21 protein-coding genes and 1 tRNA gene are annotated in these 25,862 nt (G+C 71.8%); 14 read left to right on the plus strand and 8 right to left on the minus strand.

Annotated features, from left to right (window positions below; all coding sequences use genetic code 11):
• Positions 1-125: 125 nt before the first annotated feature.
• Positions 126-198, minus strand: a tRNA-Arg gene (locus ACFWM2_RS25055).
• 310 nt (positions 199-508) lie between these two features.
• Between ACFWM2_RS25055 and ACFWM2_RS25060 the strand changes: the two genes are divergently transcribed.
• The 8 genes from ACFWM2_RS25060 to ACFWM2_RS25095 all read left to right on the plus strand — a co-directional run bounded on the left by ACFWM2_RS25060 (position 509) and on the right by ACFWM2_RS25095 (position 10,682).
• On the plus strand, positions 509-2,116 hold the full coding sequence (locus tag ACFWM2_RS25060) for a dynamin family protein (protein ID WP_383283974.1): 1,608 nt from the start codon (positions 509-511) through the stop codon (positions 2,114-2,116).
• A complete protein-coding gene (locus ACFWM2_RS25065) occupies positions 2,113-4,425 on the plus strand; it encodes a GTPase (RefSeq protein WP_383283976.1) in 2,313 nt (770 codons plus the stop codon). Before ACFWM2_RS25060 ends, ACFWM2_RS25065 begins: the two co-directional genes overlap by 4 nt.
• Positions 4,426-4,867: 442 nt before the next feature.
• Positions 4,868-5,338 carry a single-stranded DNA-binding protein gene (locus ACFWM2_RS25070; protein ID WP_383283979.1) on the plus strand — a complete coding sequence of 157 codons (471 nt, stop codon included), beginning with the start codon at positions 4,868-4,870 and terminating at the stop codon, positions 5,336-5,338.
• Positions 5,339-5,599: 261 nt separating this feature from the next.
• Positions 5,600-7,006 carry a Cys-Gln thioester bond-forming surface protein gene (locus ACFWM2_RS25075; RefSeq protein ID WP_383283981.1) on the plus strand — a complete coding sequence of 469 codons (1,407 nt, stop codon included), beginning with the start codon at positions 5,600-5,602 and terminating at the stop codon, positions 7,004-7,006.
• A 241-nt stretch (positions 7,007-7,247) separates the two neighbouring features.
• Positions 7,248-7,682 (plus strand): hypothetical protein, encoded by a 435-nt coding sequence (locus ACFWM2_RS25080; protein ID WP_383283984.1) that lies wholly within the window; start codon positions 7,248-7,250, stop codon positions 7,680-7,682.
• Positions 7,683-7,918: 236 nt separating this feature from the next.
• On the plus strand, positions 7,919-9,583 hold the full coding sequence (ettA, locus tag ACFWM2_RS25085; protein WP_383283987.1) for an energy-dependent translational throttle protein EttA: 1,665 nt from the start codon (positions 7,919-7,921) through the stop codon (positions 9,581-9,583).
• Positions 9,584-9,585: 2 nt separating this feature from the next.
• Positions 9,586-9,996: an acyl-CoA thioesterase gene (locus ACFWM2_RS25090; RefSeq protein WP_383283989.1), complete on the plus strand. Its 411-nt coding sequence runs from the start codon at positions 9,586-9,588 to the stop codon at positions 9,994-9,996.
• Positions 9,993-10,682 (plus strand): hypothetical protein, encoded by a 690-nt coding sequence (locus ACFWM2_RS25095; RefSeq protein WP_383283992.1) that lies wholly within the window; start codon positions 9,993-9,995, stop codon positions 10,680-10,682. Before ACFWM2_RS25090 ends, ACFWM2_RS25095 begins: the two co-directional genes overlap by 4 nt.
• Before the next feature lie 370 nt (positions 10,683-11,052).
• On the opposite strand, the gene ACFWM2_RS25100 is transcribed toward ACFWM2_RS25095, so the two are convergent.
• From ACFWM2_RS25100 to ACFWM2_RS25115, 4 genes are all read right to left on the minus strand, one after another.
• Positions 11,053-12,012: an ABC transporter ATP-binding protein gene (locus tag ACFWM2_RS25100; protein WP_383283995.1), complete on the minus strand. Its 960-nt coding sequence runs from the start codon at positions 12,010-12,012 to the stop codon at positions 11,053-11,055.
• Positions 12,013-12,055: 43 nt separating this feature from the next.
• The gene (locus ACFWM2_RS25105) at positions 12,056-14,848 is read right to left on the minus strand and encodes an FtsX-like permease family protein (RefSeq protein ID WP_383283997.1); all 2,793 of its coding nucleotides are present in this window, start codon (positions 14,846-14,848) and stop codon (positions 12,056-12,058) included.
• A gap of 1 nt (position 14,849) precedes the next feature.
• Positions 14,850-18,164 carry an FtsX-like permease family protein gene (locus ACFWM2_RS25110; RefSeq protein ID WP_383284000.1) on the minus strand — a complete coding sequence of 1,105 codons (3,315 nt, stop codon included), beginning with the start codon at positions 18,162-18,164 and terminating at the stop codon, positions 14,850-14,852.
• Between the two features lie 218 nt (positions 18,165-18,382).
• Positions 18,383-18,796, minus strand: coding sequence for a globin (locus ACFWM2_RS25115; protein ID WP_383284003.1), 414 nt, complete (start codon positions 18,794-18,796; stop codon positions 18,383-18,385).
• Positions 18,797-18,884: 88 nt separating this feature from the next.
• Between ACFWM2_RS25115 and ACFWM2_RS25120 the strand changes: the two genes are divergently transcribed.
• Positions 18,885-20,465 (plus strand): recombinase family protein, encoded by a 1,581-nt coding sequence (locus ACFWM2_RS25120; RefSeq protein ID WP_383284005.1) that lies wholly within the window; start codon positions 18,885-18,887, stop codon positions 20,463-20,465.
• A 58-nt stretch (positions 20,466-20,523) separates the two neighbouring features.
• Here ACFWM2_RS25120 and ACFWM2_RS25125 read toward each other — a convergent pair whose 3' ends face one another.
• From ACFWM2_RS25125 to ACFWM2_RS25135, 3 genes are all read right to left on the minus strand, one after another.
• Positions 20,524-21,318 carry a hypothetical protein gene (locus tag ACFWM2_RS25125; protein ID WP_383284007.1) on the minus strand — a complete coding sequence of 265 codons (795 nt, stop codon included), beginning with the start codon at positions 21,316-21,318 and terminating at the stop codon, positions 20,524-20,526.
• A gap of 132 nt (positions 21,319-21,450) precedes the next feature.
• The gene (locus ACFWM2_RS25130) at positions 21,451-21,654 is read right to left on the minus strand and encodes a hypothetical protein (protein WP_383284010.1); all 204 of its coding nucleotides are present in this window, start codon (positions 21,652-21,654) and stop codon (positions 21,451-21,453) included.
• A complete protein-coding gene (locus tag ACFWM2_RS25135) occupies positions 21,647-21,838 on the minus strand; it encodes a hypothetical protein (protein WP_383284013.1) in 192 nt (63 codons plus the stop codon). Before ACFWM2_RS25135 ends, ACFWM2_RS25130 begins: the two co-directional genes overlap by 8 nt.
• A gap of 112 nt (positions 21,839-21,950) precedes the next feature.
• Here ACFWM2_RS25135 and ACFWM2_RS25140 point away from each other — a divergent pair, with 112 nt between their 5' ends.
• The 5 genes from ACFWM2_RS25140 to ACFWM2_RS25160 all read left to right on the plus strand — a co-directional run bounded on the left by ACFWM2_RS25140 (position 21,951) and on the right by ACFWM2_RS25160 (position 25,860).
• Positions 21,951-23,186 carry a helix-turn-helix domain-containing protein gene (locus tag ACFWM2_RS25140; RefSeq protein WP_383284016.1) on the plus strand — a complete coding sequence of 412 codons (1,236 nt, stop codon included), beginning with the start codon at positions 21,951-21,953 and terminating at the stop codon, positions 23,184-23,186.
• Between the two features lie 193 nt (positions 23,187-23,379).
• Positions 23,380-23,571 carry a helix-turn-helix domain-containing protein gene (locus ACFWM2_RS25145; RefSeq protein ID WP_383284018.1) on the plus strand — a complete coding sequence of 64 codons (192 nt, stop codon included), beginning with the start codon at positions 23,380-23,382 and terminating at the stop codon, positions 23,569-23,571.
• The gene (locus tag ACFWM2_RS25150; RefSeq protein WP_383284021.1) at positions 23,568-24,797 is read left to right on the plus strand and encodes a helix-turn-helix domain-containing protein; all 1,230 of its coding nucleotides are present in this window, start codon (positions 23,568-23,570) and stop codon (positions 24,795-24,797) included. Before ACFWM2_RS25145 ends, ACFWM2_RS25150 begins: the two co-directional genes overlap by 4 nt.
• Positions 24,794-25,705: a hypothetical protein gene (locus tag ACFWM2_RS25155; protein ID WP_383284023.1), complete on the plus strand. Its 912-nt coding sequence runs from the start codon at positions 24,794-24,796 to the stop codon at positions 25,703-25,705. Before ACFWM2_RS25150 ends, ACFWM2_RS25155 begins: the two co-directional genes overlap by 4 nt.
• On the plus strand, positions 25,702-25,860 hold the full coding sequence (locus ACFWM2_RS25160; protein ID WP_383284026.1) for a hypothetical protein: 159 nt from the start codon (positions 25,702-25,704) through the stop codon (positions 25,858-25,860). Before ACFWM2_RS25155 ends, ACFWM2_RS25160 begins: the two co-directional genes overlap by 4 nt.
• Positions 25,861-25,862: the final 2 nt, after the last annotated feature.

Genomic DNA, 25,862 nt, shown 5'->3' on the forward strand with positions numbered 1-25,862 from the left:
GGTGACAGCCGGACAGCCCCGGACCCTCCCCGTGATCATCAGGGAAGGAGTCGGGGCTTCCGCATGTGCGAGGAAAGGCCGTCTGACCAGGAAAAAGGCCCTACCGAAGCAGGGCCGAAGAAAGGCGCCCCCGGCAGGACTCGAACCTGCGGCCAAGCGCTTAGAAGGCGCCTGCTCTATCCACTGAGCTACGGGGGCCGGGTGTGGTGGCCTGTGTCCTGGTGCCCGGGTGTGGGCTGATCCGTGACCTTGCCGGGGACAAGGATAGGGCTCCCGCGTCCTTGTCCTTGGTGCTTCCCCTCCGTGGCTCGATGTGGAGGTTCGGTGAAGCGGTCCTGATAATCGCAGGCAGGTGCGAATCGTGCATCGCTTTTGGCGTCTGTCGCCCCGGGTGTTGTGCACTCGTTATGCCTGCGCCCCAGTCGTCCCTTCTGCCCCATGTGCCCTGTCGGCGCGCAGGCATGCCCATATGCTTCAGAAAGCCTCCAAAATTGGGCATTCTTCGCATGTGGTGACCTTGGACGTACGGCCTCAGCTGCTCGACGCACTTTCCGCCTTGCGCGATCGTGTCGCCGCCGCACGCTTTCCGCTGCCCCTGGCTGGGGCTCCACGCGCGCGTGCCAACCGCGACGAGCTCCTCGCGCAGCTCGACGACTATCTGGTGCCCCGATTGCGGGAGCCCGAAGCGCCGTTGCTCGCCGTGGTGGGAGGATCCACCGGGGCCGGGAAGTCGACCCTGGTCAACTCCCTTGTGGGGAGCCGGGTCAGCGAGGCGGGGGTGCTGCGCCCGACGACGCGCACCCCGGTGCTCGTCTGCCATCCGGAGGACCATCACTGGTTCAGCGGAATGCGGGTGCTTCCCGACCTCACGCGCGTGTGGGTGCCCCATCAGGAACCCGGGGACGATATTCACGCCCTGGTCGAGCGGGGTGAACGGGCGCTCCGCATCGAGACCGCCGACACCCTCCCGCCGGGACTCGCCCTTCTCGATGCGCCCGACATCGACTCACTGGTGGCCGACAATCGCGTACTCGCCGCCGAACTGATCTGCGCCGCCGACATCTGGGTCATGGTCACTACGGCCGCCCGGTACGCCGACGCCGTGCCGTGGCATCTGCTGCGTACGGCCAAGGAGCACCGGGCCACCCTGGTCACCGTGCTCGACCGGGTGCCCCACCAGGTCGTGTCCGAGGTCTCCCGCCAGTACGGCGCCCTGCTCGCCAAGGCAGGCCTCGGTGACGTGCCGCGCTTCACCGTGCCCGAGTTGCCCGAGTCGGCGTGGGGTGGTGGGCTCCTTCCGGCCACCGCCGTCGCACCGCTGCGCACCTGGCTCCTGCACCACGTGCAGGACCCCGGAGCCCGCCACCAGGCGATGGCCCGGACCGCCCACGGAGTCCTCGACTCGCTGAAGTCCCGGATGCCCGAGCTGGCCAGCGCGGCCGCCGCGCAGTACGCCGCCGCGCTGCGGCTCACCGCCGCCGTGGACGGGGCGTACGACAGCGAGTACGCGCGCGTGCGGGGGCGTTTGCAGGCCGGGGCCGTGCTCTCCGGGGACGCGCTGAAGCGCTGGCGCGCCTATCCGCTCGACTGCACCGCCGGGGAACTGCTCGACGCGCTCGTCGAGAGCCTCGGCGCGCTGCTGCTGTGCGCCGTCACGGCCGCCGACGAACGCATCGACGAGGCCTGGCGACGGGAACCGGCCGCGGGCGCCCCGGGGCTGACGGACCGTGACCCCACGCTGGAGAGTGCCGAACACCGCATCGGGATGGCCGTACGGCGCTGGCGGCGGGTCCTGGAGGAGTACGCCGAGGAGGAGGTGCGCGACCTCGACAAGAGCGTCGCGCCGGACGCCGAGGTGGTGGCCGCGCTGGTCGCCACCACGCTCCTGGGCGGCCGCCGGGCGCGGTCCGCGGGGGAGGGGCTCGCCGAGCGGATCGGCGCGCACGGTGCCCTGCGACTGCGGGACCGGGGCGGGCGGCTGCTCACCGACTACCTCGACAAGGCGCTGCACACCGAGCGCGAGCGCCGTCTCGCCCCCCTCGACGCCCTCGATGTACACCCCGAGCCGCAAGCCGAACTCATCGCCGCGCTGTCCGTACTGCAGAAGGAGAGGTGACCGCGGTGACTGCCGTCACTGATCACAGGGACCACGCCGACGCCGACCGCCCCGGAGGCGAACTTCCCGGAGGCGAACCCCCCGACGACGGCGCATCCGAAAACGGCGCATCCGAAAATGGCCTCCCCGTAGAGCCGCGTTCCGAGGACGCGCCTCCCAGGGAGGGCGGCGAAGGTGAGCTTGCCGGGAGGGAGCGCGAGGGCTCCTCGGGCTCCGCCGAGGGCGAACGGCCTGGGGATGCGACGGCGACTGCGCCTGCTGCTGTTCCCGCAGGTGTCGTGTCCGGTGCCGGCCCCCTGGGTGTCCGTGCGCGCGTGGAGCGCGATGCGGGGTCCTCGCGTGAGGGTCTGGGCCACGCACGCGTGGAGCGCGATGTGGGTCCCGCGCGCGAGGAGCTGGGGCACGCACGCGTGGAGGACGACAGGGCTCGCACCTCCAGTGTTGTTGGCAGGGCAGACAGGACAGGCAGGGCCGACAGGGCCGACAGGGCCGACAGGGACGAGGAGGAAGGCCAGAGGGTCCGGGCGGTCGCCGCCGACAGCGGTGGCAAGGGAAGCGGCCGGGCCGACAGGGAGCGCGAAGGTCTCGACGACGCGTCCGCCCGTACGGAGTCCGACATCGCCTGGGACGACGGCCTGATCGCGCGGCGCGTGTCCGAGACGGCGGCAGGGCAGGAGGCGCCCGTCGTGGAGCCCAGGCCCGTGGTGCAGGCGTCGCCGGCCCCGCTCGCGTACGACGGACCGCTGCGGTCACGGCTGGACGCACTGCGCGAGCTGGTGGGCCTCTCCCGTACCCGGCTCGACAGCAGGACGCTCTCCGAGGCGGGCCGGGTCCTCGACGAGGCCGCGGCGCGGCGCCGGCTCTCCGGGCAGCACACCGTGGTCGCCATCGCGGGGGCCACCGGAAGCGGCAAGTCCCAGCTTTTCAACGCGCTCGCCGGGGTGGCCATTTCGGAGACGGGAGTGCGCCGGCCGACCACCGCGGCCCCTATCGCGTGCAGTTGGAGCGACGGCGCCGCCACGCTCATCGACCGGCTCGGCATCCCGGGGCGGCTGCGCCGCCGTCCTCTGCAGAGCCCGGAGGCGGAGTCGCAGCTGCGTGGGCTGGTCCTGGTCGACCTGCCCGACCACGACTCGGCGGCCGTCCAGCATCGCGAACAGGTCGACCGCATCCTGGCGCTCGTCGACGCGGTCATCTGGGTCGTCGACCCCGAGAAGTACGCCGACGCCGTCATCCACGAGCGCTATCTGCGGCCCATGGCAGGGCACGCGGAGGTCACCTTCGTAGTCCTCAATCAGGTGGACCGCCTCCCCGGGGAGGCCGCCGATCAGGTGCTCGACGATCTGCGCCGGCTGCTCGACGAGGACGGGATGGCGCTGGGCGAGTACGGCGAGCCGGGCGCCACCGTGATGGCGCTGTCCGCGCTCACGGGAGACGGAGTGGGCGATCTGCGGGAGGCGCTCGGGCAGTTCGTGGCCGAGCGGGGCGCCGCGGCACGCCGGATCTCCGCCGACCTCGATGCGGCGGCGGCCCGGCTGTGGCCCGTCTACGCGACCGGACGGCGGGCCGGGCTGAGCGAGGAGGCGCGCGACGAGTTCGCCGGCCGGCTCGCGGACGCGGTCGGTGCCACCGCGGCGGGCGACGCGGCCGAACGCGCCTGGCTGCGCAACGCGAACCGCGCGTGCGGCACGCCCTGGCTGCGGCTGTGGCGGTGGTACCAGGACCGGCGCGAACCCCCGACCGGGCGGCTCCCCGTACGGGCGCCGGCGGACGAGGAGGCCACCGCGCGGCAGCGCGTCGAGCAGGCGGTGCGTACGGTTGCCGACCGTGCGGCCTACGGGTTGCCCGCGCCCTGGGCGCAGGCCGTGCGCGAGGCCGCCGCACGCGGGGCGCAGGGGCTGGCGGAGGCGCTCGACGAGTTGGCCGTACGTGCCGGAGGGCCGCCCGGGCGGCCGCCTCGGCCCGGCTGGTGGCCGGTCGCCGTGCTCGCGCAGGCATCCATGACGATCCTGCAAGTACTCGGCGGACTGTGGCTGTTGGCCCAGATCATCGGGTTCATGGCGCCGAACCTGGGGGTGCCGGTGCTGCTGATGGTGGCGGGCATCGTGGGCGGCCCGGTCGTCGAGTGGAGCAGCAAACTGGCGGCCCGTGGTCCGGCCCGCCGATTCGGTCTCGAAGCGGAACGGCGACTGCGGGAGGCAGCCGCCGGGTGCGGCCGGGCCCGGGTACTCGATCCGGTGGCGGCGGAGTTGCTGCGGTATCGCGAGGTGCGGGAGCAGTACGGGAGGGTTGTGGGGACTCGGGCCTAGGCGTCCGCGGACGGACGGACGGACGGACGGACAGACGGACAGACGGACGGACGGACGGACGGACTGACGGACGGACGGGCGGACGGACGGACGGACAGACGGGCGGACGGGCGGACGGACGGACGGACAGACGGACGGGCGGACAGACGGGCGGACGGGCAGCTGGCCAGGATGGTGCCGGCGGTTGCTGGAGGAGGCGGTGCCGGCCGGGGCCACCGGGACAGTGAGGGAGACCTCCGAAACGCGGAGCCCCTCGTTCGGGTGACGGTGTTGTCCACAACCTGGCGGCGGTCCACAGCGCTCAGCGGGCTCGGCCCGGCGGAGGCAGTCTGATCACGCGGCGATCGCAGGAATGCGACCGCCGCGGCAGACGCAGCCGTACGGGACGGGCCCGTGCGCGTATCCGCCCGGCGCGGAAGCCGGGGTGAGGGAGGGGTCGGCGATGAACGAGACCATGGTCTGCGCGGTGGGGAACGTGGCGACACAACCGGTCTACCGGGAGTTGGCGGCGGGGCCATCGGCGCGGTTCCGGCTCGCGGTGACGTCGCGGTACTGGGACCGCGAGAAGAACACGTGGACGGACGGGCACACCAACTTCTTCACGGTGTGGGCGAACCGGTCGCTCGCGACGAACGTGGGAGCGTCCCTTTCGGTGGGCGATCCGGTCATCGTGCAGGGCAGGTTGAAGGTGCGCAGCGAGATCCGCGAGGGACAGAGCTGGACGTCGGCGGACATCGACGCGGTGGCGGTCGGTCACGATCTGTCGCGGGGTACGTCGGCGTTCCGGCGCCCTTCCAAGGAGGGGGAGCCGGCGGCCGTCGAAGGACGGCCGGAGCCCAACTGGGAGACGGAGCCGCCGAGTCGGTCCGGTGCCGCGGCGTCACAGCATCCGGAGCCCGCCGCGGTGACGTGATGTCAGCTCCCGTGGCGAGCTGACCGAAGTACGGCTTATCGACGAATGCGTTCCGAACGGTCCCCATGGATTTGTCGATAAGCCCAGCTCACAGGCTGTTCTCAGGCATAACGATTCCGATTCGGATCGGTTATCGGATGACATGACCGGGGAGTGCGGTGCGCCGTCTCCCTAGGATGCCGGGCATAGCTCACGGGGCTGCTGATTCTGCTGGTGGGACCGTACCCCCACGTCAACGGGTCCTGCTCGAAGGGGAATTCTGTGTTTTCTTCGTTCTCTGCGTCGACTGCGCGCACGCGAGGGGCTGCCCGCCTCGCCGCCGCGACGTTGGTGTCCGGGCTCGTCGTCGCCGGTGCGCTCGCCGTCGCGGGCCCGGCCGTCGCCGACGAGACGCCGCAGAGCCAGGGCGGTGCGACCGCGACGATAGGCGGCCTGAAAACGTACGGCGCCGCGGTGATACACGACGACGGCGGCGACCAGCAGGTGTCCGCGGGGCTGTTCGAGATGTCCGTCGACGACGGCGGCATGCTGCAGACCTACTGCATCGACATCCACAACCCGACGCAGAAGGACGCCAAGTACCAGGAGACCCCCTGGAGCGGCACGTCGTTGAACGGCAATGCCGACGCCGGCAAGATCCGCTGGATCCTGCAGAACTCGTATCCGCAGGTGAACGATCTCGCGGCGCTGGCCCAGAAGGCGGGGGCGAGCGGGCTCACCGAGCAGGACGCGGCGGCCGGCACGCAGGTGGCCATCTGGCGTTACTCGGACGGTGTCGACGTGGACGCCGTGAATCCGCAGGCGGAGAAGCTCGCTGACTATCTGCAGAGGAGTGCGCGGAACGTGTCCGAGCCGCGGGCCTCGCTGACCCTCGACCCGCCCGCGGTCTCCGGTCATGCCGGCGAGAAGCTGGGCCCGGTGACGGTGCACACGAACGCGGACAGCGTCACGGTGACGCCGCCGACGGACGTCGCCGCGGGCGGGGTGAAGGTCGTCGACAAGGACGGCGAGCCGGTCATCTCCGCGGCCGACGGCAGCAGGGTGTACTTCGACGTACCGGAGGGCGCCGAGGACGGGTCGGCCGCGCTGACGGTGCAGGCGTCCACCACGGTCCCGGTCGGCCGTGCCTTCGCCTCCGAGACCCGGAGCCAGACGCAGATCCTCGCCGGTTCCAGTGAATCCACGGTCTCCGCCTCGGCGACCGCGAACTGGGCGAAGCAGGGCGCGATACCCGCCTTGTCCGCGGTGAAGAACTGCGCCAAGAACGGTGTGGACATCACAGCGGCCAACCAGGGCGACGAGGCGTTCACCTTCGAGCTGATGGGGGCCGAGCACACCATCGAGGCGGGCACCTCGCGGACGGTGACGATCCCTCTCCAGGAGGACCAGGCGTACGACTTCACGATCAAGGGACCGAACGGCTTCGAGAAGCGGTTCAAGGGAGTGCTCGACTGCGAGACCGCGGGCAGTGCCGGCGGCGACGCGACCCAGACGCTCAGCGAGCCGAGCCCGGCGACGGCCGGCGGTACGTCCACCGGTGGCACCGACCTCGCCGAGACCGGCGGTTCCAGCGCCACGCCCATGATCGCGGGGATGGCCATCGCCCTGGTCCTGATCGGCGGCGCGGTGATCACCCTCCTCGGCCGAAAGGCCCCGACGGAGGACTGAGCGTTACGGCACCTTGACAACTCAACAGTGAGTGACTGCGAGGTGGCTCCCTGAGCGCAGCGACCCCGGCCCGCCCCACGGCGACCGGGGTCGCGCGCTTCCTCCGCACCCCCTCCTTGGCCCGGACGCCTCACTGCCTCCACTGCACTGTCGGGTTGGGGGGCGTAGGAGGTGAGGCCTCAGGAGTTGAACGCGTTCAAAACAAGTGGGAGCATGAGGGCAACCGGTTTCGGGAGGGGTAATGGGGAGCGAGTCAGCGGATCCGGAAGTGCCGGCAAGGGGGAGAATCCCGGTCGGGCTCATCGGGGCGACCGTGCTGTGGGCGACGGTGATTGCCGTCAGTCCGTGGCTTCCCGTGGCCCTGGGCGTCGCCGACCTGTCCGGCGTGGCCCTCATGCTGAGCATGCTGGCCTGCGGCTTCGTGCCCTCCCTGGCGCTGGGGGCGGTCCTCGGGCGGGCTCGCTTCTGCTGGGCGCTGGGGATCTGCGCGGCGCTGGGCCCGGCCATCTGGATCTTCGACATCACCGTGCTCGGAGATCACACCGTCCATGACGATCCCGCGGCAGGCGTCGTCTTCATGGGGCTGCTTGCCTTCTGGATCGTCGACGCCCCTCTGCTGATGGCCGCGATGGCCGGCCGAGGCTGCCCGTCGGCCACACGCAGGCCGGTGGAATAGGCGACGGATTCAGGGCGTCGGCTCAGCCTCTCGATCCGTCCCTGGGCCATGCGAGACGGCGACCGGCGGTCGATAGCAGTCGACGGCGACAATCAGTGACAGATCAACTACGAGGCCGGGCAGGGAACGTCCAGGTCACGGGACCCTGACCGAACTGGTTTCCCCCGAGGGGTGGCCGTCAGGCAAGATGGGGTGTATCTGCCCACTGCCGATTTCAAGCGTCCGGACGGTTTCTCTTGGCTGAGTTCATTTACACCATGCGCAAGACGCGCAAGGCGCACGGCGACAAGGTGATCCTCGACGACGTCACCCTGAGCTTCCTGCCCGGAGCGAAGATCGGTGTGGTCGGGCCGAACGGTGCCGGTAAGTCCACCGTTCTCAAGATCATGGCGGGCCTCGAGCAGCCGTCCAACGGTGACGCGTTCCTCTCGCCCGGCTACTCGGTCGGCATGCTCCTCCAGGAGCCCCCGCTGGACGAGTCCAAGACCGTCCTGGAGAACGTGCAGGACGGCGCCGCCGAGATCATGGGCAAGCTCAAGCGCTTCAACGAGGTCGCCGAGCTGATGGGGACCGATTACTCGGACGCCCTCATGGAGGAGATGGGCAAGCTCCAGGACGACCTGGACCACGCCAACGCGTGGGACCTCGACGCCCAGTTGGAGCAGGCCATGGACGCGCTGGGCTGCCCGCCCGGTGACTGGGCCGTCACCACCCTCTCCGGTGGTGAGCGCCGCCGCGTCGCGCTCTGCAAGCTGCTCCTCGAGGCGCCCGACCTGCTGCTGCTCGACGAGCCCACCAACCACCTGGACGCCGAGTCCGTGCAGTGGCTGGAGCAGCACCTCGCGAAGTACCCCGGCACCGTCGTCGCCGTGACCCACGACCGGTACTTCCTCGACAACGTCGCCGGCTGGATCCTGGAGCTCGACCGCGGCCGCGCCATCGGCTACGAGGGCAACTACTCCACGTACCTGGAGGCCAAGCAGAGCCGCCTCAAGGTCGAGGGCCAGAAGGACGCCAAGCGCGCCAAGCGGCTCAAGGAAGAACTCGAGTGGGTCCGCTCCAACGCCAAGGGCCGGCAGGCCAAGTCCAAGGCGCGACTGTCCCGCTACGAGGAAATGGCCGCCGAGGCCGACAAGATGCGGAAGCTGGACTTCGAGGAGATCCAGATCCCGCCGGGCCCGCGTCTGGGCTCCATCGTGGTGGAGATCAACAACCTCTCCAAGGCCTTCGGTGACAAGGTCCTCATCGACAACCTGTCGTTCACGCTGCCGCGGAACGGAATCGTCGGAGTCATCGGCCCCAACGGCGCCGGCAAGACGACCCTCTTCAAGATGATCCAGGGCCTGGAGACTCCGGACTCCGGCACGATCAAGGTCGGCGAGACGGTCAAGATCTCGTACGTCGACCAGAGCCGCGAGAACATCGACCCGAAGAAGTCGCTGTGGGCCGTGGTGTCGGACGAGCTGGACTACATCAATGTGGGCCAGGTCGAGATGCCGTCGCGTGCCTATGTCTCCGCCTTCGGTTTCAAGGGCCCCGACCAGCAGAAGGCGGCCGGCGTGCTCTCCGGCGGTGAGCGCAACCGGCTGAACCTGGCGCTGACCCTCAAGCAGGGCGGCAACCTGCTGCTCCTCGACGAACCGACCAACGACCTCGACGTGGAGACGCTCTCCTCCCTGGAGAACGCGCTGCTCGAGTTCCCCGGTGCGGCTGTGGTCGTGTCCCACGACCGGTGGTTCCTGGACCGGGTGGCGACGCACATCCTCGCCTACGAGGGCGACTCCAAGTGGTTCTGGTTCGAGGGCAACTTCGATTCGTACGAGAAGAACAAGGTCGAGCGGCTCGGTGCGGACGCGGCGCGCCCGCACCGTGCCACCTACAAGAAGCTGACCCGGGGCTGATCTTGCGGCACATCTACCGCTGCCCGCTGCGCTGGGCGGACATGGACGCGTACGGCCACGTCAACAACGCGATCTTTCTCCGTTACCTGGAGGAAGCCCGTATCGACTTCCTGACCCGCCCGGACAAGGATTTCAAGCAGGGGTCAGTGGTGGCGCGCCACGAGATCGACTACAAGCAGCAGCTGGTCCACCGGCGCGAGCCGGTGGACATCGAGCTGTGGGTCACGGAGATAAAGGCGGCGTCCTTCACGATCACCTATGAGGTCAAGGACGCGGACGTGCTCTACGTCCGGGCCGCGACGGTGGTCGTGCCGTACGATTTCGAGGCTCAGCGGCCGCGTCGTATCACCGCCGAGGAGCGAGAGTTCCTCATGGAGTACCGGGACGACAAGGGTGGGGCCGTCGCCGCATGACGGTCCTGCACCTCGCCGACGAGGGGGAGGCGGCAGACCTCGCCGCCTTTCTCGCCCGGCTGATCCACTACGACCGCGCGGCCGCCACACGTCTCCAGGTGTCCGGGACCACGCTCGCGGTCTTCGGGCGGCCGCCGTCGTTCGAGGTCCTCGCGATCCGTACGGCACGGCTCGTGAAGCCTTACGAGGACGGGCTCGACGCCGCGCTCGACGTGACCGTGTCCGCCGGTGAGCTCCTGGAGTCGCTGGACGAGGCGGCGGCCACGGCCACCGTTCCCGCCGCGGTCACCGGGCCGCCGTGGGCCGGGTTGCTCCCGCCCCGCAGTGGCTGGCAGCGCGAGCCGGGTCTGCCGCCGCTGGACGCCGTACGGACGATGGTCGCCACGGCGGTGGCCGAATTCCGGTCGCGTACGCAGGAGTTGCCGGCGGAGCGGCGTACGCGTGCCGAACTCGACCGGATCGGGCGGGAGATCTGGTCCCGGCCCATCGGTGACAGCGATCTGCCGGTGCGGGCCGCGCATGCCGCGCAGGCGCTCGGCTTCCTGCGGCCCGCGCGCGTCGCGACGCCCGACGAAGAGGCGCTGGGCCTGTACTCGTCGGGTGCGTGGCTCAGGCTGCGGACGCCCTACGGGTCAACGGCCGTGCGCAGGACGGGACTTGGGGCGCTGGACGTCAGCGTGCGCTGACCCCGGCGGGCGGGGGCTTCCGCAATGTCAGCGTGTGCTGACCCGGGCGGACTGGGGTTGTCGCGATGTCAGGGCGTGCTGCCCCCGGCGGGTGGGGGGTGCCGCGATGTCAGGGTGTGCTAGCCCCGGGCGGGCTGGGGTTGTCGCGATGTCAGGGCGTGCTGCCCCCGGCGGGTGGGGGGTGCCGCGATGTCAGGGTGTGCTGGCCCCGGGCGGGCTGGGGTTGTCGCGACGTCAGCGTGTGCTGCCCCCGGCGGGTGGGTTTCCGTGATGTCGGCGTGTGCTGACCCCGGCGAGCGGGGCGGTTGCGAAATCGCAGTGCGCCGAACCCACGGGCGGGACCGTCGCGTGTGGTGACCCCGCGCGTGGGCTATTGCGGCCGTTCGCTGTCGTCCGGCCAGACACCGATGTGGTCGCTCTCCAGTTCCAGGGCGACGCGGTCGCGCAGGCCCAGGGCGTCGGTGTACTCGGCGGGGAGCTGGAGGCGGCCGGCCCGGTCGAGCATGGCGTACTCGCGGGCGACCACCGCTTCCTGTCCGGTGGTCGCGTCGATCTCGGTGCGGCGCAGGACCTCCGTGGAGGTACGGCCGTCGCGGATGGCGACCGTGCGACGGACCTCGCCGGCGACGGCCTGGTCGTGGGTGACGATGACGATGGTGGTGCCGAGCTGTTCGTTCGCGGTGCGGAAGGCGGCGAAGATCTGCTCGGCGGTGTGGGAGTCGAGTTCGCCGGTGGGCTCGTCGGCGAGGAGGACGGCGGGGTCGTTGGCGAGGGCCACGGCGATCGCGACACGTTGCTGCTGACCGCCGGACATCTGGTGCGGACGGCGGTCGCGGCAGTCGGCGACGTCGAGCAACGTCAGGAGTTCCAGGGCTCGTTCGGCCTGGAGTCGGCGTTTGCGGCGGCCGGTGAGCTGCATCGGCACGGCGACGTTCTGGGCGGCCGTCAGATAGGGGAGCAGATTGCGGGAGGTCTGCTGCCAGACGAAGCCGACGACGTCGCGGCGGTAGCGGAGGCGGTCCTTCGCGCCCATCGCGAGCAGATCGTTGTCCGCGACCCGGGCGGCGCCCGCGGTGGGGACGTCCAGGCCCGCCAGGATGTTCATCAGCGTCGACTTGCCGCTGCCGGACGCGCCCACGAGAGCCATCAACTCGCCCTCGCGCACCAGGAGATCGAGTCCCTGGAGGGCTTGTACCTCCACCCCGTCGGCGGAGAAGATGCGGACCAGACGGTCGCAGGTGATCAGGGCGTCGTGACCATAGGCGGGCCGGTCCCGGCGGGCGGCGGCGCGGTCGGCCAGGTCGGCGAAAGTGGGGCCGGTCGTCGTCATCGGCTGTCTCCTGCGGTCGTCGTGGGGCCGCCTGTGATGGTGGTCATCGTGCGTCTCCGGCCCTCAGTTCGGTGATCGACCCGCGCCTGCCCGACCACCATGCCTGCCCCGCCGCGATGCCCGTCGCGAGGACGAGGACGGTCACCGCGGGAAGCAGCAGGGAGAGGGTGTCCGTGCGCAAGGGGGCGCTGTTCCCAACGGAGTCGGCGGATGCGGCGAGCGCGATGGTCGTCAGGTCGATGCCGGGGGACAGCAGCCGGATCGCGGCCCAGCCCGTGAGCACACCGCCGGCCGCGGCGAGAAGGGCCTGGGGCAGCGCCTCCAGGACGAGCAGACGGCGGCCCTGGCTCCGGGTGAGGCCCATGGTGCGCAACCGGGCGAGGAGCGCGGTGCGTTCGGGAGCGGCGCGGACGAGGGCCAGCAGCAGGGCGAGTACGGCGTATCCGGCGCCGGCCGCCACCGCCGCCGCATAGATGCGTTCGGCACCGGACTGGAGCGGTGAGTCGACGTACCGCGCCCGTGCCTCCGCCCGCAGTTGTACGTCGACGGTGGCGCCCGCGGCTCTGCGCAGGGCGGGCCCGTCCAGGTGGTCGCCGGTCACCAGCAGCGCGGTGGGCCGGCCGGCCGCGGCGCCGAGGCCGGCGCGGTCGACGACGAGGAAGTCGGTTCCGGAGACGGCCGGGGTCAGTTCCCGGACCAGGGCGATCCGGACGGTGACATGACTGCCGTCCTCCAGGAGGACCGGGAAGGGGCGGGTGCCGTAGCGCTCGGCGACGGCGGGGGAGGCGACGGCGGGAAGGGCGTCGCCGGTGGCCGGTGCCGCGTCCGGCCGCAGCAACTCCCGTGCGGGGAAGGCGCCGAGCCCGGTCCGTTGCGCCAGCCTCGCGTAGGCCTGCGGGCTCACCCCGGCCACGGGGACGGTCTCCGCGCCGTCCTGCGGCTTCGCCAGGTACGCGATGCTCACCGGCGTCACCTCCCGGACGCCGGAGGACCGGCGGACCTGCTTCGTCAGCCCACCGGGCAGGGGGCGGGTCGCTTCGAGGCGGGCGTCCGCGCCCGTGGCGAGGACGGCGGCATGGTCGCGCGCGGCCCCCACCCCGGCGAGGACGGAACCGCCGAAGGCGGCCGTGGTCAGGGCGGTGAGCAGGGCGAGCAGTGGAAGCGCCGTGGAGACGGAGGTGCGGCCCGCGCGGGCCAGGGACAGATGACCGACCGCACCGCGCAGCCGCCCGGCCGGGCGTGCCAGCCGGCGCAGCGGCAGCGGGTAGAGCCGCACGAGTACGAGCGCGGCGATGACACCCAGCAACACCGGTGCCAGCGCGACGAGTTGGTCGCCCGACGGGCCGGAGGACGCGGAGTTCCCCGATCCGTCCGCCACGGCCGAGCCTCCCGACGTGCCCCGTCGCCGCAGCGCGATCACGGCGCCCGATGCCAGGACCAGCAAGGTGAGTTCGGCCACCGTCCGGCGTCGCGACGGGCGGGCGGTGGCCAGGTCGGCACGGGCCGTGTGGACACGTACGGCTCGGTGCTCGACGACGGCCCGCAGGGGCAGCACGGCGCAGGCGAGGAGGGTGACCGCGACGGCGGCCGTCACCGCGTACGACCGTCTGCCCTCCGGGACGGCCAGCAGCGCGGCCGCGAGGCCCAGCGCGCCGGCGGGGACCGCGACGACCGCCGTCTCGGCGAGCAGGCGTCCCGCGACGCCGGGCAGCGAACCGCCGCGGGCGCGCAGCAGGGCGAGTTCGGTGCGGCGGCGGTCGGCCGCGAGGCCGCCGGCCATCAGCAGGACGACGACGGCGACGCTGCCCGTGCCGAACGCGGCGACGGCCACGAGCGGCCCGACACCGTCGCGGAGCCGGGTGTACGCCGACAGGACGTCGTCGAGGTCGGTGCTCACGTCCAGCTCCGGGTCGGTGAGCTGCCGTGCCTTGCGCAGGCCCGGGCCGGACTCCAGCGCGGCGATCGAGGACTCCAGAGCGGGCAGGGAGTGTGCGGCGAGGGCGTCGGCGTCCGGCGCGAGCAGCCAGTAGCGCCAGGGGTTTCCGGCCGTGCCGAGCATGGCCGGAGCCGCGTCCGGCGGCAGCAGCAGGGCACCCAGCCAGTACTTGTCCGCGTCACCGCCCTGGGAGGGAAGGCTGATCAGGGAGGGCTCGCGCAGCAGCGGCTGGGCCGACCAGTACGCGCCCCCGGGGTCCTTCGGAGTGACGATGCCGGTGATGCGTACGGCCAGGGGAGCGCGCTCCACACCCGGTACGTGGATCACCGAACCCGTCTTGATCCGCAGGCGTTCGGCCGTCTCGGCGGTGACGGCGGCCTCCACCGACGAGGTGGCCGCGGTCACGGTCCCGTGGGTCCGGGGAAGGCGTCCTGTGCGGAGGCGGGCATGGTCGGCGAGACCGTTCTGCGCGGCGAGCGAGACACGGGCGGGCAGTCCGCTCGGCCTCGGCAGCCAGCGGTCCGGCACCGGCTGTGCGGTGCCGGTGCGGACGCCGTACGAGGACTGCTCGGGGTCGGCGACCAGCGGCCGCTCGACGGTGGTCAGCAGCCGGGTGTACTGCTCCCGCAGGGTGGCCGCGCGCAGGGACTGCTCCCGCTGCTTCTGAGGGACGGTGATGCCGGGCTGCGGTGCGAAGAGTTGCACCGCGGTGCGCCGGGCGGTGGCCTCGTCGACGGCCCGGCGCAGGCCCGCGTCCTCGTAGCGGTCGACCGCGCGCGGGAAGGCGGCCGCCAGACAGGCGGTCAGCGCCACCAGCAGGGCGAGGGCGCAGGCGGCCCCGGGGGCGGCGCGCAGGCGGGTGCGGGTCCAGGGGGCGACAGGACGGACGCGTACGGCCATGTCAGTCTCCTCCTTGCCGGCGGAGCGAGGTCGCCGGGTCCGGGCGGTGCAGGGCCAGGAAAGCCGTGATGGCCAGCGGGGTGACGGCCACGGCGGCCAGCAGGACGGCGATGTGCGGGAGGGGGAGTTCGACCAGGACGTCCGGGACCGGCCGGGTGGCCTGCGAGGTCAGCACGATCAGGGGGATCACGGCGCGCGCGAGGACCGCTCCCAGGGCGACGCCCACGAGCAGAGCCAGGGCCACCAGTACGCCCTGTTCGGCGGCGATCAGCCGGGCCAGCTGGCGGCGCGGCGCGCCCAACGCGCGCAGCAGCGCGAACTCGTCGCCGCGCTCCCGCAGCGAGCCCGCCGTGCTCACCGCGAAGCCGACGGCGGCCAGCCCTGCCGCCACCACGGCCGCCGCGGCGAACGCCGCCTGCGGGCCCGCCCCGAACGGATCGTCGCGCAGCCGGTTCGCGATCTCGTCACGGACGACGACCTGGGACGGCTCGATGTCGGGGCGTTCCCGCAGCGCGGCGGCGACCCGCGCGGTGTCGCCCGGCGCGGTCCGCAGCCACCATTCCGTGGGCGGGGCACTCGCGCCGTACCGCGCCTCGAGTACGCGGTTCACGGCGGGCAGATCGACGAGGAGGGCGCCGCCGTCGCCCGACGCGCTCCCCGCGACGGGCGGGGCCGTGGTCGGCAGCGCCCGTACGCTGCCCACGATCCGCACGGACACGGTCGAGCCGCCGAACGGGACGTCCACCCGGTCCCCGGTGTGCGCACCCGCCGACTTCAGGAAGCGGTCGGTGGCCACGCCGGTCACCTCGGTCGCCGTGGGTGCGGAGGCGCCGGGGGCCGCCTGGAGCCGGACGGTCAACGAAGTGGCCAGCCAGGTCAGATCGTGCGGGACGTAGCCGGTGCCGTAGCGGACGGTGAGGGACTTGTCGGATGCCTTGGTCACGCGCGGAGGCGCGGGGCGTGACGAGGTGCCGGGGGACGCGGACGTGCTGTTGGTGGTGGACCGGACCTTCCAGGAGGTGGGCAGACGGACCGCGCGGTCCGTCCCGTCGGCGCCGGTGGCGGTCAACTCCTCGATCGTGAACCGGTGTTGCTCGGCTTGGTCGGCGGGTTGCGTCAGGTCGAGCTGCAGTCCGGCGAAGGTCAGCGGTTCGGCCGCGCGGCCGGTCGGGGCGTCGGCGGCCCGGGCGAGGTCCAGGGTGAGGGCGTGCGGGCGTCCGTCGGCCGGGAGTTGGCCGGCGGGGATCTGATACGGGGTGCCGTAGCCGTCCAGCAGGGTGACCGCCACCTCCGCCGCGGTGTCGTGCCCGCCGCCGCGGATCCGGAGGGTGAGGCGCAGGCGCGCGGTGTTCTCCGGGAGCGGTGTGCCCGCGGCCGGGCCCTTCGGCGCCAGCCCCGCGAGCAGCGGCCCGACCGGTCTGTCGGCCAAGTCGGCCCGCAGCAGCGCCCCGTCGGCCGCCTGAGCCGTGTCCAGGGCGAGCACCGTCGCCGTCCTGTCCCCGGACAGCGGCAGGGTCGTACGGGCGGCCGGGGCGACCTCGCGGACGTGCGGGACCGTCGCGTAGACGCCGGAGCGGCCGAGGCCGCCCTCCCCGTTCGCGAGGACCCGGATCGGCGCACCCGCCTGGAAGTCCGCCTGGTCGTCCTGCGAGCGGTCCCACGACGCGCCCTGGCCGATCGCCAGCATGCCCAGGGCGACGGCGAGCACCAGCAGGAGTACGGGACCGGCGCCGCGCATCGGGCGGCGGCTGAACTGCCAGCCCGCGAGGGCGGCGGGCAGGCCACGGCCGCGCGTGGCACGGCGTTCGGCGAGCCGTGCCACCGGCGGCAGGAGCCGCAGCGTCAGCACGGTCCCCGCGAGCAGGGCGAGTGCCGGAGCCGAGACGAGCAGCGGATCGATGCCGAGTGTGCCGGAGCGGTCGCCGCTGACGGCACCCGAGGTCTGCCGGTTCAACTGCCAGTACGCGACGGCGGCGACGACCAGCAGGCCGACGTCGGCGCCCGCGCGCACGGGAGCGGGCAGGGCACGGGCCCGGGCCGTCTCGAAGGAAGGGGGCGTCAGAGCCGGGATCGTCACCGCGAGCGCGCAGCCCAGCGCCACCGCGGACGCGACCAGCCACACGCCTGCGCGTCCTTCGGAGGTGTCCGGATGCAGCCCGATCCGCGACAGCGCGCCCTGCCCGGCCAGCAGCCGGGTGAGCGGCCCGGCGAGCAGCGGGGCGCAGACCGCGGCCGGCACCGCGAGCAGCAGCGCCTCCACCGCCGCCAGTCCGGCCACCTGCCGGCGCGAGCCGCCGCGGGCCCGCAACAGCCGGTTCTCGCCGGTCCGTTCGGCGCTGAGCAGTCGCGCGACGAGCAGCAGCGCGTACCCCGCGAGCAGGGCGAGCTGGAGCGCGACGATGAGCAGCGTCGAACGGGAGACCAGGAGGGAGCGCTCGACGCGGTCCAGGACGTCGGGGAGCGATGTCGTCACGGCCGTGGTCCCGCGCAGCGCCGGGTCCTTGCGCAGCGCCGCGGTGCCCTCGCGCGCCGAGTCCCGCAGCGCACCGATCCGCCCGGTCGTCACCGTCGAGAAGTCGGCGGACGCCAGCCAGCCGGACTCGCCCGAGCTGACCCGGCCGCCGCCCCCGCTGTCGGAACCGCTCAGGACCGCGGGGTCGGTGAGCAGCGGCCCGTACGTCGTGAAGTCGACCTTGCTGATACCCCGGCCGCGCAGGTCGTCCAACTGCCAGTAGGGCGCGGTGACTTGAGCGGGCCGGTACAGGCCGGTGATGCGGATCCGCACCTGCGGGCCGCCGAGCCGGTCGACGAGGGTGAGACGGGCGCCGGGCTTCAGACCCAGCCGCCCCGCGGCCGTCTCGGGCAGCGCGACCTCGACGACCGACCCGGCCGGCCGCCTCGGGAGCCGCCCGTCGGTGAGCCGTACCTGCGAGGGCTCCAGCGCCGCGAAGTGCGTCAGATCCGGGTCGCCGGAGCGTGCGGCGGGCGCCTGGAGGGAGCGGGGGAGCGCGTACGGGCCCGAGCGGACGAGGGTCCGCAGGGTCACCAGCAGCCCGCCGAAGGTCTGACGGGCCCCGTCGCGTACGGCGGCGTCGGCGGCCGCGCGCTGGTCCGGGGGTACGTCGGCCTTGACCACCAGGGTCGTCGCGGCGGCGTTCTCGCCGCCGCGGAGCGAGTGGCGCAGCGCCGCGTCGCCGATCGCGCCCGAGTAGGCGGTGAGGGTCGCCAGAACCGCGGTGGTCAGCAGGACGGTGAGCAGCGCGGCAGCGAGGAGCAGGCGGTGTGCTCGCGCCCGCAGTAGGACGAACCTCGTCACCTGGCCCCCCGGCGCTCCCCGACGTCCGGATGATGTTGCCAGAGGCCATGGACCCGGGGTAAGCGCTTGTGGACCGAGCTTGACTGGATCGTGACCGGATTCCGGCGCAGTGTGCCCGGAATGCGCGCGTCAGGTGTCGTAAACGGACAGAGGTCGAGGACCGGCGACCGGCAGCGACGTACAGCTGCCGGCCGTCCGGAGACCGGCGCCGGCCGGAGTCAGCCCTCCGTGTTCACCATCGAAGCCGCGGCGTACGTCAGGTAGTTCCACAGTGTGTGCTCGTGCTCCTCGGAGAGGCCGAGCTCCTCGACTGCGACGCGCATGTGCTTCAGCCAGGCGTCGTGCGCGGCCCGGTCCACGGCGAAGGGGGCGTGGCGCATCCGCAGCCGGGGGTGGCCGCGGTTGTCGCTGTACGTCGTCGGGCCGCCCCAGTACTGGATCAGGAACAGCGTGAAGCGCTCCTCGGCGGGCCCCAGATCCGCCTCGGGATACATGGGCCGCAACAGCGGGTCCTCGGCGACGCCCTCGTAGAAACGGTGCACCAGGCGGCGGAAGGTCTCCTCGCCACCGACCTGCTCGTAGAAGGTCTGCTCCTGAAGCGTGCCGCGCCGAATCTCATTCACGTGGTCCATGGTCGCAGACCGGGCGGCGGAGGTTAAGTACGGACCGTAGGTATCAGAATTGGGGGTGTAAGGGCACACACGGTGATGAGGAGGGGCAATGGCGACCGCAACCGTACAGATAGCCACTGAGGTGGCAACCCGGACCGCGCGGGAGTACCTGCGCGTAAGCAAGGGCCGGGGGCGCACCGCCCGCAGCATCACCGACCAGCACACCCAGAACCTCGCAGCCGAAGCCGAGCACGGCCCGTGGACCTGGGGCGAGCCGTACAAGGACACCGGCTCCGCCTCCAAGTACGCCACCCGGGCCCGAGGCGACTTCGACAAGCTGATGGCCGACCTCACCTCCGGCGCGTTCGGCGAGCCGGGCGACGTACTGGTGCTGTGGGAGATCAGCCGCCTCGCCCGCGAGACGGGCAAGGGTGTGGCGATCATCGACCTGTGCGAGGCAGGCGGCTATCTGATCCACCTGACCAGCCAGGGAGGGGACCTCGGGCGGACCTACGACCCCCGCAACTGGAGTGACCGGGCCGAGCTGATCTCGGGCATCAACGACGCGGAGAAGGAGGCCCGGAAGCTCTCCGCTCGTACGCTGCGAGGCGTGAACTCCGCCGCCAAGGAGGGCCGCCCGCATGGCCGCATCCCGTTCGGCTACGCCCGGGACTACGAGGTTATCGACGGCCGCCCCCGCTGCGTCCGCCAGTACCCCGACCCGGAGACCGGGTCTCTGATCCGCGAGCTGTTCGAGCGGGCCGCCGGGAGTGACGACAACCTCCCCGAGCCCGTCTACGCCATCGCCCAGGACTGGAAGACGCGCGGCATCCGTACCCCTGACCGCACGGTTGACGGGAAGCTGGTGCCCGGCAAGCCGTTCCACGACGGCAACCTCCGGGAGATGCTGACCAAGGCCGTCTACGCGGGCCTGCGCGAGCACAACGGCACCCGGGTGCCGGTGCAGTGGGAGGGATACGAGCCGATCGTCTCCCGGGAACTGTTCGACCGGGTGCAGAGGCTGTTCGCCAACCCGACCCGGCGCACGTACCTCGGCACCGGCGTCCAGCACGTCCTGACCTCCACGCTGCGGTGCGACGCCTGCGGCGGCCCGATCACGGTCCGCTGCCGGAAGGACGGGGCGCCCGGGTACGAGTGCGCCAAGAAGGGCTGCGCCCGGGTGGACAAGGCGGAGGTCGACAGGATCGTCATCGGTGACCTGGAGGCCGGGGAGCCGCAGTTGGGGGTCATCCTCGCGTACCTCTCCGCTCCGCACCGGCACGCACGTCTGCGCCGCCCGGCCGCCGACTTCACCGCAGAAGAGGCCACCGTGCGCACCGAACTGGCCGGGCTCCGTGGCGAGTTGGAGGAGCTGGAGGCCGCACCCAGGCCCAAGACGGCCCGCGCTCGTCTCCAGCGCACCGCCGACATGGAGGAGCTGGAGACGGACATCGCCGCCCTGGAGACGAAGCTCGGCAAGCTCACCGCCCCCGACCCGCTCACGGACATCCTGCCGTCCGACCCCGGGGCTGACCTGATCGCCTGGTGGATGGCGGCCGACGTGCACCGTCAGCGTGCGGTTGCGGCGCTGCTGCTGTCGCCCGTACTCCTCGGGCAGGTACGGATCACGCCGTCGCAAGGCTGGCGGGATCCGGTGACCGACCGGCTGAAGTGGGAGACTGCCGCCTGACCCACGCATACGACGAAGCCCGCCCCGGGACGTAACACTGGGGCGGGCTTCATACGCTCTAACGCTTGAGCTGAGCCAGGAAGTCATCCACGAACTTCTCGACCTCCACACGGCTCTTTACTTCCTCCACGTTCAGCCGGTCGACCACCTTGACGCCAGAGTGCAGGAATAGACGGCTGCGGCTGTGGTCGCGCCCGGCGTGGCCTTTGTGGTGGGGGCCATCGATCTCGATCACACCGACGTATCCGCGATACGTGATCAGCAGGTCCGGTTCGAACGTCCAGCGGCGCACCCTCATGCCGCCCAGAGGCATGATCCCGATCGTCTCGTTGTCCGGAAGGGACTCCTGCCGCTCCCTGAGTACCCGGTACACGTCCAACTCCCACTCGTTGGTGAAGCGGAGTTGATCCTCCACCGGATGACTGGGGTCGAGCTGCTGCCTCCGGCCCTGGTTGCTCGGCTTGGGGCCGTCGGCGGTCTTGATCTGACTGCGCCAGTCCGGGCCGAGGCGGGGGATCGACGGCCGGGCGACAAGCTCGTCGACGGACTTGCCCGACCCCCACATCACGTCTCGCATCACTTCAGCGATGCTCTCCAACTCCCGCTCGTTGTACGTGGTGTACAGGCCCGGCTCCACCACTAGCACGACCCGGTAGCCCTCGTGGGTGTACTCAGTGTTCCAGATGCGCACCTCAACTGACGACACGTCGGCGATCATCCGCGCTGTATCGGTCTTCCCGAGGTGATACGCGAGCACAGCGCTCGTGCCGAGCAGCCACTCACTCACCAGGGGAGCGTTCTTCGGAGCGTCGAGGGCCAGGGACATGTCGGGCGACGCCAGCTCATCACTCATGCACGGATTGTGGCAGTTGCCGCTGACAACGGAAGGGTGCAAGTCTGCGGGCCAACAACGCGGTTGAGGGCTCTTGTGCGACGGAGCCCGGCCGGGCGTCAACACCGGCCGGGCTCCGTGCTGTTGGGGTCGCTACTCGTTGCGCGCCTCGCGATAGGTGAGCCACAGCTCCCTGGCCACGGCGCACCGTTCCTCTCCGTACTCGCAGTCGTCGCACAGCATGGAGTGATCCAGGTACGCGCGGTACGCGGTCTGTGTCCTGCTGTATCTGCTACTGACCACAGCCTGCATGTGGCCCCCGCCACCGCGCCCGTCGCTCCACTGCCACTCAGCCATGTCCCGCCGCCTGGTGGCTGCGGATCTCCACGTTCAGGTCCGAGACCTCGCTCAGGTTCCCGGTCCGGCGCTCCGCCTCGCGCTGCCGTGCCAACGCTCCGCACACGTCGCAACCCTCCACGGGCACAGGCTCCAGGGGTGGCAGGCCGAGCTGCACCGGTCCCGCCATCGTCGTCTCGCTCATGATCACTCGCTTCCGTCGCAGGTCACCTCACCTTCGTCTTTCTACGGATCTCCCGGGGGCGCCCCGGAGGGGGCCTGGGAGGGGCCAGAATTAGCTAAAGGAGGGGGCCCGCATGAGCACCACGCAGCGCAAGCAGCAGTTCGGCGCGTACCTCGGCCGGTTGCGCCGGGACGCCCGCCTGTCCCAGAGGCAACTAGCTGACCGGCTGTGTGCGGCGTCCGGCGTCGCCACCCTGACCCGCAACGAGGTCTCCCGCTGGGAGCGGGGCGTACGCGTACCGGACGCGTGGCTGCCCGCGCTGGCCGCCGTCCTCGGGGCGCGCCCCGAGACCCTGGAGGCCGCCGCCGCGTATGCCCGGGGAGAGGCTGAGTGGCGCCTCCCTGGTGCGTTCGCCACGCTGGCCGAGCTGTTGCCCCCGGGCGACCCTCTGGAGCGCCTGACGGGCGCTCAGGGGCGTCGCATCGGGCCCGACGCTGTGGCCGCGCTGGCGGGCCGGGTGCACGGTCTGCGACTGGCGGACGATGTGCTCGCCGGGGGCGACCTCATCGTCCCCGCATTCCGTGAACTCGCCTCCGCCGTCCGGCTGCACCGCGAGTCCGCCTACACCGAGCCCACCGGCCGGGCGCTGCTGGTGCAGATCGGGGAGCTGGCGCAGATCTCCGGGTGGATCGCCTCCGACGCCGGACAGCACGCTCAGGCCGAGCAGGCGTACCGACTCGGTATCTCCGCCGCCCGGCAGGCCGGTGACGGCGCCCTCGTGGCCAACCTTGCTGGGTCGCTTGCCTATCAACTGTCGAATACAGAGAGGGAGTTGGACGGGCTCGACATGGCCCGCGCCGCCGTGGCCGAGGCTGGCCCCGAGGCCCCCGCGCAGACCCGGGCGCTGTTCTTCGATCGCGTCGCCTGGGCTCACGCGCAGGCCGGGCAGCCCCAACCGGCCATGCGTGCTCTCGGCCAGGCGCACGAGGCACTGACAGAGGACGGTGGACCCGAGGCCCCGGCGTGGGCGTACTGGGTCAGCCGTGAGGAGCTGGAGGTTATGGACGCCCGGGTGTTCACGGAGCTGCGGCGCCCGCTGCGAGCCGTCCCGCTGCTGCGGTCGGTGCTCGCCCGCTACGACGCCACGCACGCCCGGGAGCTGGCCCTGTACCTGTCCTGGCTGGCCGTCGCCTACGCCGACGCCAACGAACCTGAAGAGGCCGCCGCCACAGCCCTGCGCATGTTCGACCTCTCCGCCGACATGGCCTCCGAACGCACCACCGAGCGAGGGCGGGTGGTGCTACGGCGGCTGGCCGCCTTTGACGACGTGCCCGAGGTGCGGGCTGTGCTGGCGGAGCACCCCGGCTGACGCTTGCCGGCTGATTTACCTAAACAACCCCAGGTCAGTGGGGGTTGGCACCGGAGCCACAGGGTCCCCCGAAACACCCGAACTTGTGCTCTACTGGGACCAGCAGACGACCAGGAGACCACAGCCCAGATGCAAGGGCTGTGGTCTCTCTTTTGCGTCTGGGCTGTGGTCATGACCCGACCGGAGCCCCCACATGACCCCACCCACACCCACCGACCTGATCGGCCTCGCCGAGGCTGCCCGGCTTCTCGGTGTCTCGCGCTGGATGGTGCGCGCCATGATCGGCCGGGGCGAGCTGCCCGGTTACCGCATAGGCCGCCTGATCAAGGTCTCAGCGCGTGATGTCCGCCGCGCCGCACGCCCCATGGACGGGGGCGCGTCGTGACGTACCTCCTCATCGGTGCCGCCGTCGTCGCCTGGCTGTACGGCCGGGCCCGGCTCAAGGCGTACCGGGCCGTCCGCGAAGCCCGCCGGGCGATCGTGGCGGGCAAGGCCGCCAAGCAGCAGGAGGAGGCGCGCCGTCCGCTGATGCAGCGGATCCTGACGGCCACCCCGGATCCGGTCCGGATCCGCCTGTTCGCCTGGCGTCCGGATTCCCGGATCCGCCCCTACGTCCGCGTCGCCCGCCGGGGGCCCTGGGGCCGGTTCGAGCGGATCGATCCGGCGCAGCACATCCTGGTCGTCGGTCTGACCGGATCCGGGAAGTCGTCCGCTCTCCGCGTCCTCGCTGCCTGGGCCCTGGGCAACCCCCGCTGGTCGCTGGAGGCATGGGACGGAAAATGGGGGGCCTCGGTCCGCGCCTACCGGGGCAAGTGCCCCGTCCTGGACACGATGGACGCGATCGAGGCCCGGCTGCGGGACCTCGTCGGCCGGGAGTTGCCTGCCCGCGCACTCATGGCCGAGCCGCCGCACCTGGCGATCATCATGGACGAGTCCCGGCTGCTCAACATGCTGTCCGCGTCCGGGCTACGCGACCTGATCACGGTCATCCAGACCGGCCGGGAACTCGGCGTGCACCTGTGGTTCGGGCTCCAGGACCCAAAGACGGACAGCGTCCCCTCCGAGATCCGCGACCAGTTCACCTGCAAGCTCGTCCACCAGCTCCAGACCCGCGAGGCCGCGACTGTCGCGCTCAAGGAACTCGTGGCCGCCGGGTGGGCGCCGCACCGGCTGATGCGCTCGGGCCAGATGCTCATCTGGACGCCGGTCCGCGCCATGACTGCGCCCCGGGTCGTGTACGGGCTCTGGCTGTCGGCGGGTCGGCTGGCCGCCCTCACCCGTCAGGGGCCGTACGCGGCACCCGAGTTCGCGATGCCGGTGGACCTGCGCAAGCGCGTTGCCGTTGCACCCGTTGCCCACGCCTCTGACCTGGGCGGACGTCCGCAACACGCAACACGCAACGCAACGCGTACGGACGCCTTCGCCGAGGAGATCGAACGGGCGCTGCTCGGGGGCTCGGCAGGCGTGCGGGAGATCGCCCGTGCCACCGGCCGCAACCCCGGCTCCGTGCACCGCAAGCTCACCCGACTCGCCGCCCGGGGGCTGGTCGAAGAGACCCCGGGCGGCTTCACCCTCCCCCACGTGAACGCACAGGAAGAGGACTACTCATGAAGTACACCACCGAGCGCCGGACACGGACCCGGCCGAAGACCATCGACGGGACCACGCACCAGGTGGACGAGCAGTACACCGTCCGGGTCCCCGTTGCTCCGCCGGACCGCGACGCCCAGGCTCTCGCGGCTGTTACCGGCCTCGCGGTGCTCATCGTCACCGGGGCCATCGTGTGGTCGACCGTGGCCATCGGTGGGCTCCTCTCGGCCGCGTTCAACCCGGCTATCAGCTACGGCATCGCGTGCGTCTTCGATGCGACGTGGATAGGCCTGATGACCCTGGAGTGGATCGCCCGGTACGACTCCCAGCGAGCCTCTCTGCCGCGCCGTATGGGCTGGGCGGCCCTGGCTCTGTCCATGGCCCTTATCGCGGCTCACGGGGCCGTGGGCGGCTTCCTGTGGATCGGCATCGCGGGTGCCGCCGTCAGCCTCGTCGCCAAGTCCTTCTGGGCCGTGGTCATGAGGACGACCGAGGCCCGGCTCGACACCGCTACCGCTCAGTGGGTCGCGGCTGAGCGCTCGGAGACCGACGGTGAGCGCGCACTCGTCGCCGTACGCCGTCAGCTTGAGCGCTCGAAGGCCAAGGCCCGTGAGGAGGCGGAGGCACTGTCCTCCGGCGGATCCGTCACTGAGATCGAGTGGCGCACTCCGGCCACGGGTGGCCTGACGGCAGACCGGTTGCAGGCCGAGGTGGAGGACGCGGCGGAGCGGATCCGGACTGCCCAGTCCGCCGGATCCGGATCCGTCCGGACCGATCCGGATTCCGGATCCGTCAAGGACCGGGTCCGCACCCTGTACGAGTCCGGCACCACCGAACCGGGCGACGTCGTCCGGGCGCTGCCGGACGCCAACCCCGAGACCGTCCGGCGTCACGTCCGCACGGTCCGGCTGGAAGGGGGCTACGCATGATCGGCCTCGCCGCACTCGTCGCCCTCGTGGTGGTCCTCGCCGTCGGCAAGCAACACCGGCTCCCCGCCGTGGTTGCGGCGGCTGCGGTCGTGCTGCTGATGGGCGGCCCGCAGGAATTCGTCCAGGCAGCCATCGCCGCTATCCCGGGAGTCTGAGC

The sequence above is a fragment of the Streptomyces sp. NPDC058371 genome (assembly GCF_042723265.1).
Taxonomy (GTDB): domain Bacteria; phylum Actinomycetota; class Actinomycetes; order Streptomycetales; family Streptomycetaceae; genus Streptomyces.

What these genes read in the sequence shown, in the direction of transcription:
- ACFWM2_RS25070 (WP_383283979.1), top strand. Translation starts at nt 4,868, where the DNA reads ATGAACGAGACCATGGTCTGCGCGGTGGGGAACGTGGCGACACAACCG.
- ACFWM2_RS25080 (WP_383283984.1), top strand. Translation starts at nt 7,248, where the DNA reads ATGGGGAGCGAGTCAGCGGATCCGGAAGTGCCGGCAAGGGGGAGAATC.
- ACFWM2_RS25095 (WP_383283992.1), top strand. Translation starts at nt 9,993, where the DNA reads ATGACGGTCCTGCACCTCGCCGACGAGGGGGAGGCGGCAGACCTCGCC.
- ACFWM2_RS25100 (WP_383283995.1), bottom strand. Translation starts at nt 12,012, where the DNA reads ATGACGACGACCGGCCCCACTTTCGCCGACCTGGCCGACCGCGCCGCC.
- ACFWM2_RS25105 (WP_383283997.1), bottom strand. Translation starts at nt 14,848, where the DNA reads ATGGCCGTACGCGTCCGTCCTGTCGCCCCCTGGACCCGCACCCGCCTG.
- ACFWM2_RS25115 (WP_383284003.1), bottom strand. Translation starts at nt 18,796, where the DNA reads ATGGACCACGTGAATGAGATTCGGCGCGGCACGCTTCAGGAGCAGACC.
- ACFWM2_RS25120 (WP_383284005.1), top strand. Translation starts at nt 18,885, where the DNA reads ATGGCGACCGCAACCGTACAGATAGCCACTGAGGTGGCAACCCGGACC.
- ACFWM2_RS25125 (WP_383284007.1), bottom strand. Translation starts at nt 21,318, where the DNA reads ATGAGTGATGAGCTGGCGTCGCCCGACATGTCCCTGGCCCTCGACGCT.
- ACFWM2_RS25130 (WP_383284010.1), bottom strand. Translation starts at nt 21,654, where the DNA reads ATGGCTGAGTGGCAGTGGAGCGACGGGCGCGGTGGCGGGGGCCACATG.
- ACFWM2_RS25135 (WP_383284013.1), bottom strand. Translation starts at nt 21,838, where the DNA reads ATGAGCGAGACGACGATGGCGGGACCGGTGCAGCTCGGCCTGCCACCC.
- ACFWM2_RS25140 (WP_383284016.1), top strand. Translation starts at nt 21,951, where the DNA reads ATGAGCACCACGCAGCGCAAGCAGCAGTTCGGCGCGTACCTCGGCCGG.
- ACFWM2_RS25145 (WP_383284018.1), top strand. Translation starts at nt 23,380, where the DNA reads ATGACCCCACCCACACCCACCGACCTGATCGGCCTCGCCGAGGCTGCC.
- ACFWM2_RS25155 (WP_383284023.1), top strand. Translation starts at nt 24,794, where the DNA reads ATGAAGTACACCACCGAGCGCCGGACACGGACCCGGCCGAAGACCATC.
- ACFWM2_RS25160 (WP_383284026.1), top strand. Translation starts at nt 25,702, where the DNA reads ATGATCGGCCTCGCCGCACTCGTCGCCCTCGTGGTGGTCCTCGCCGTC.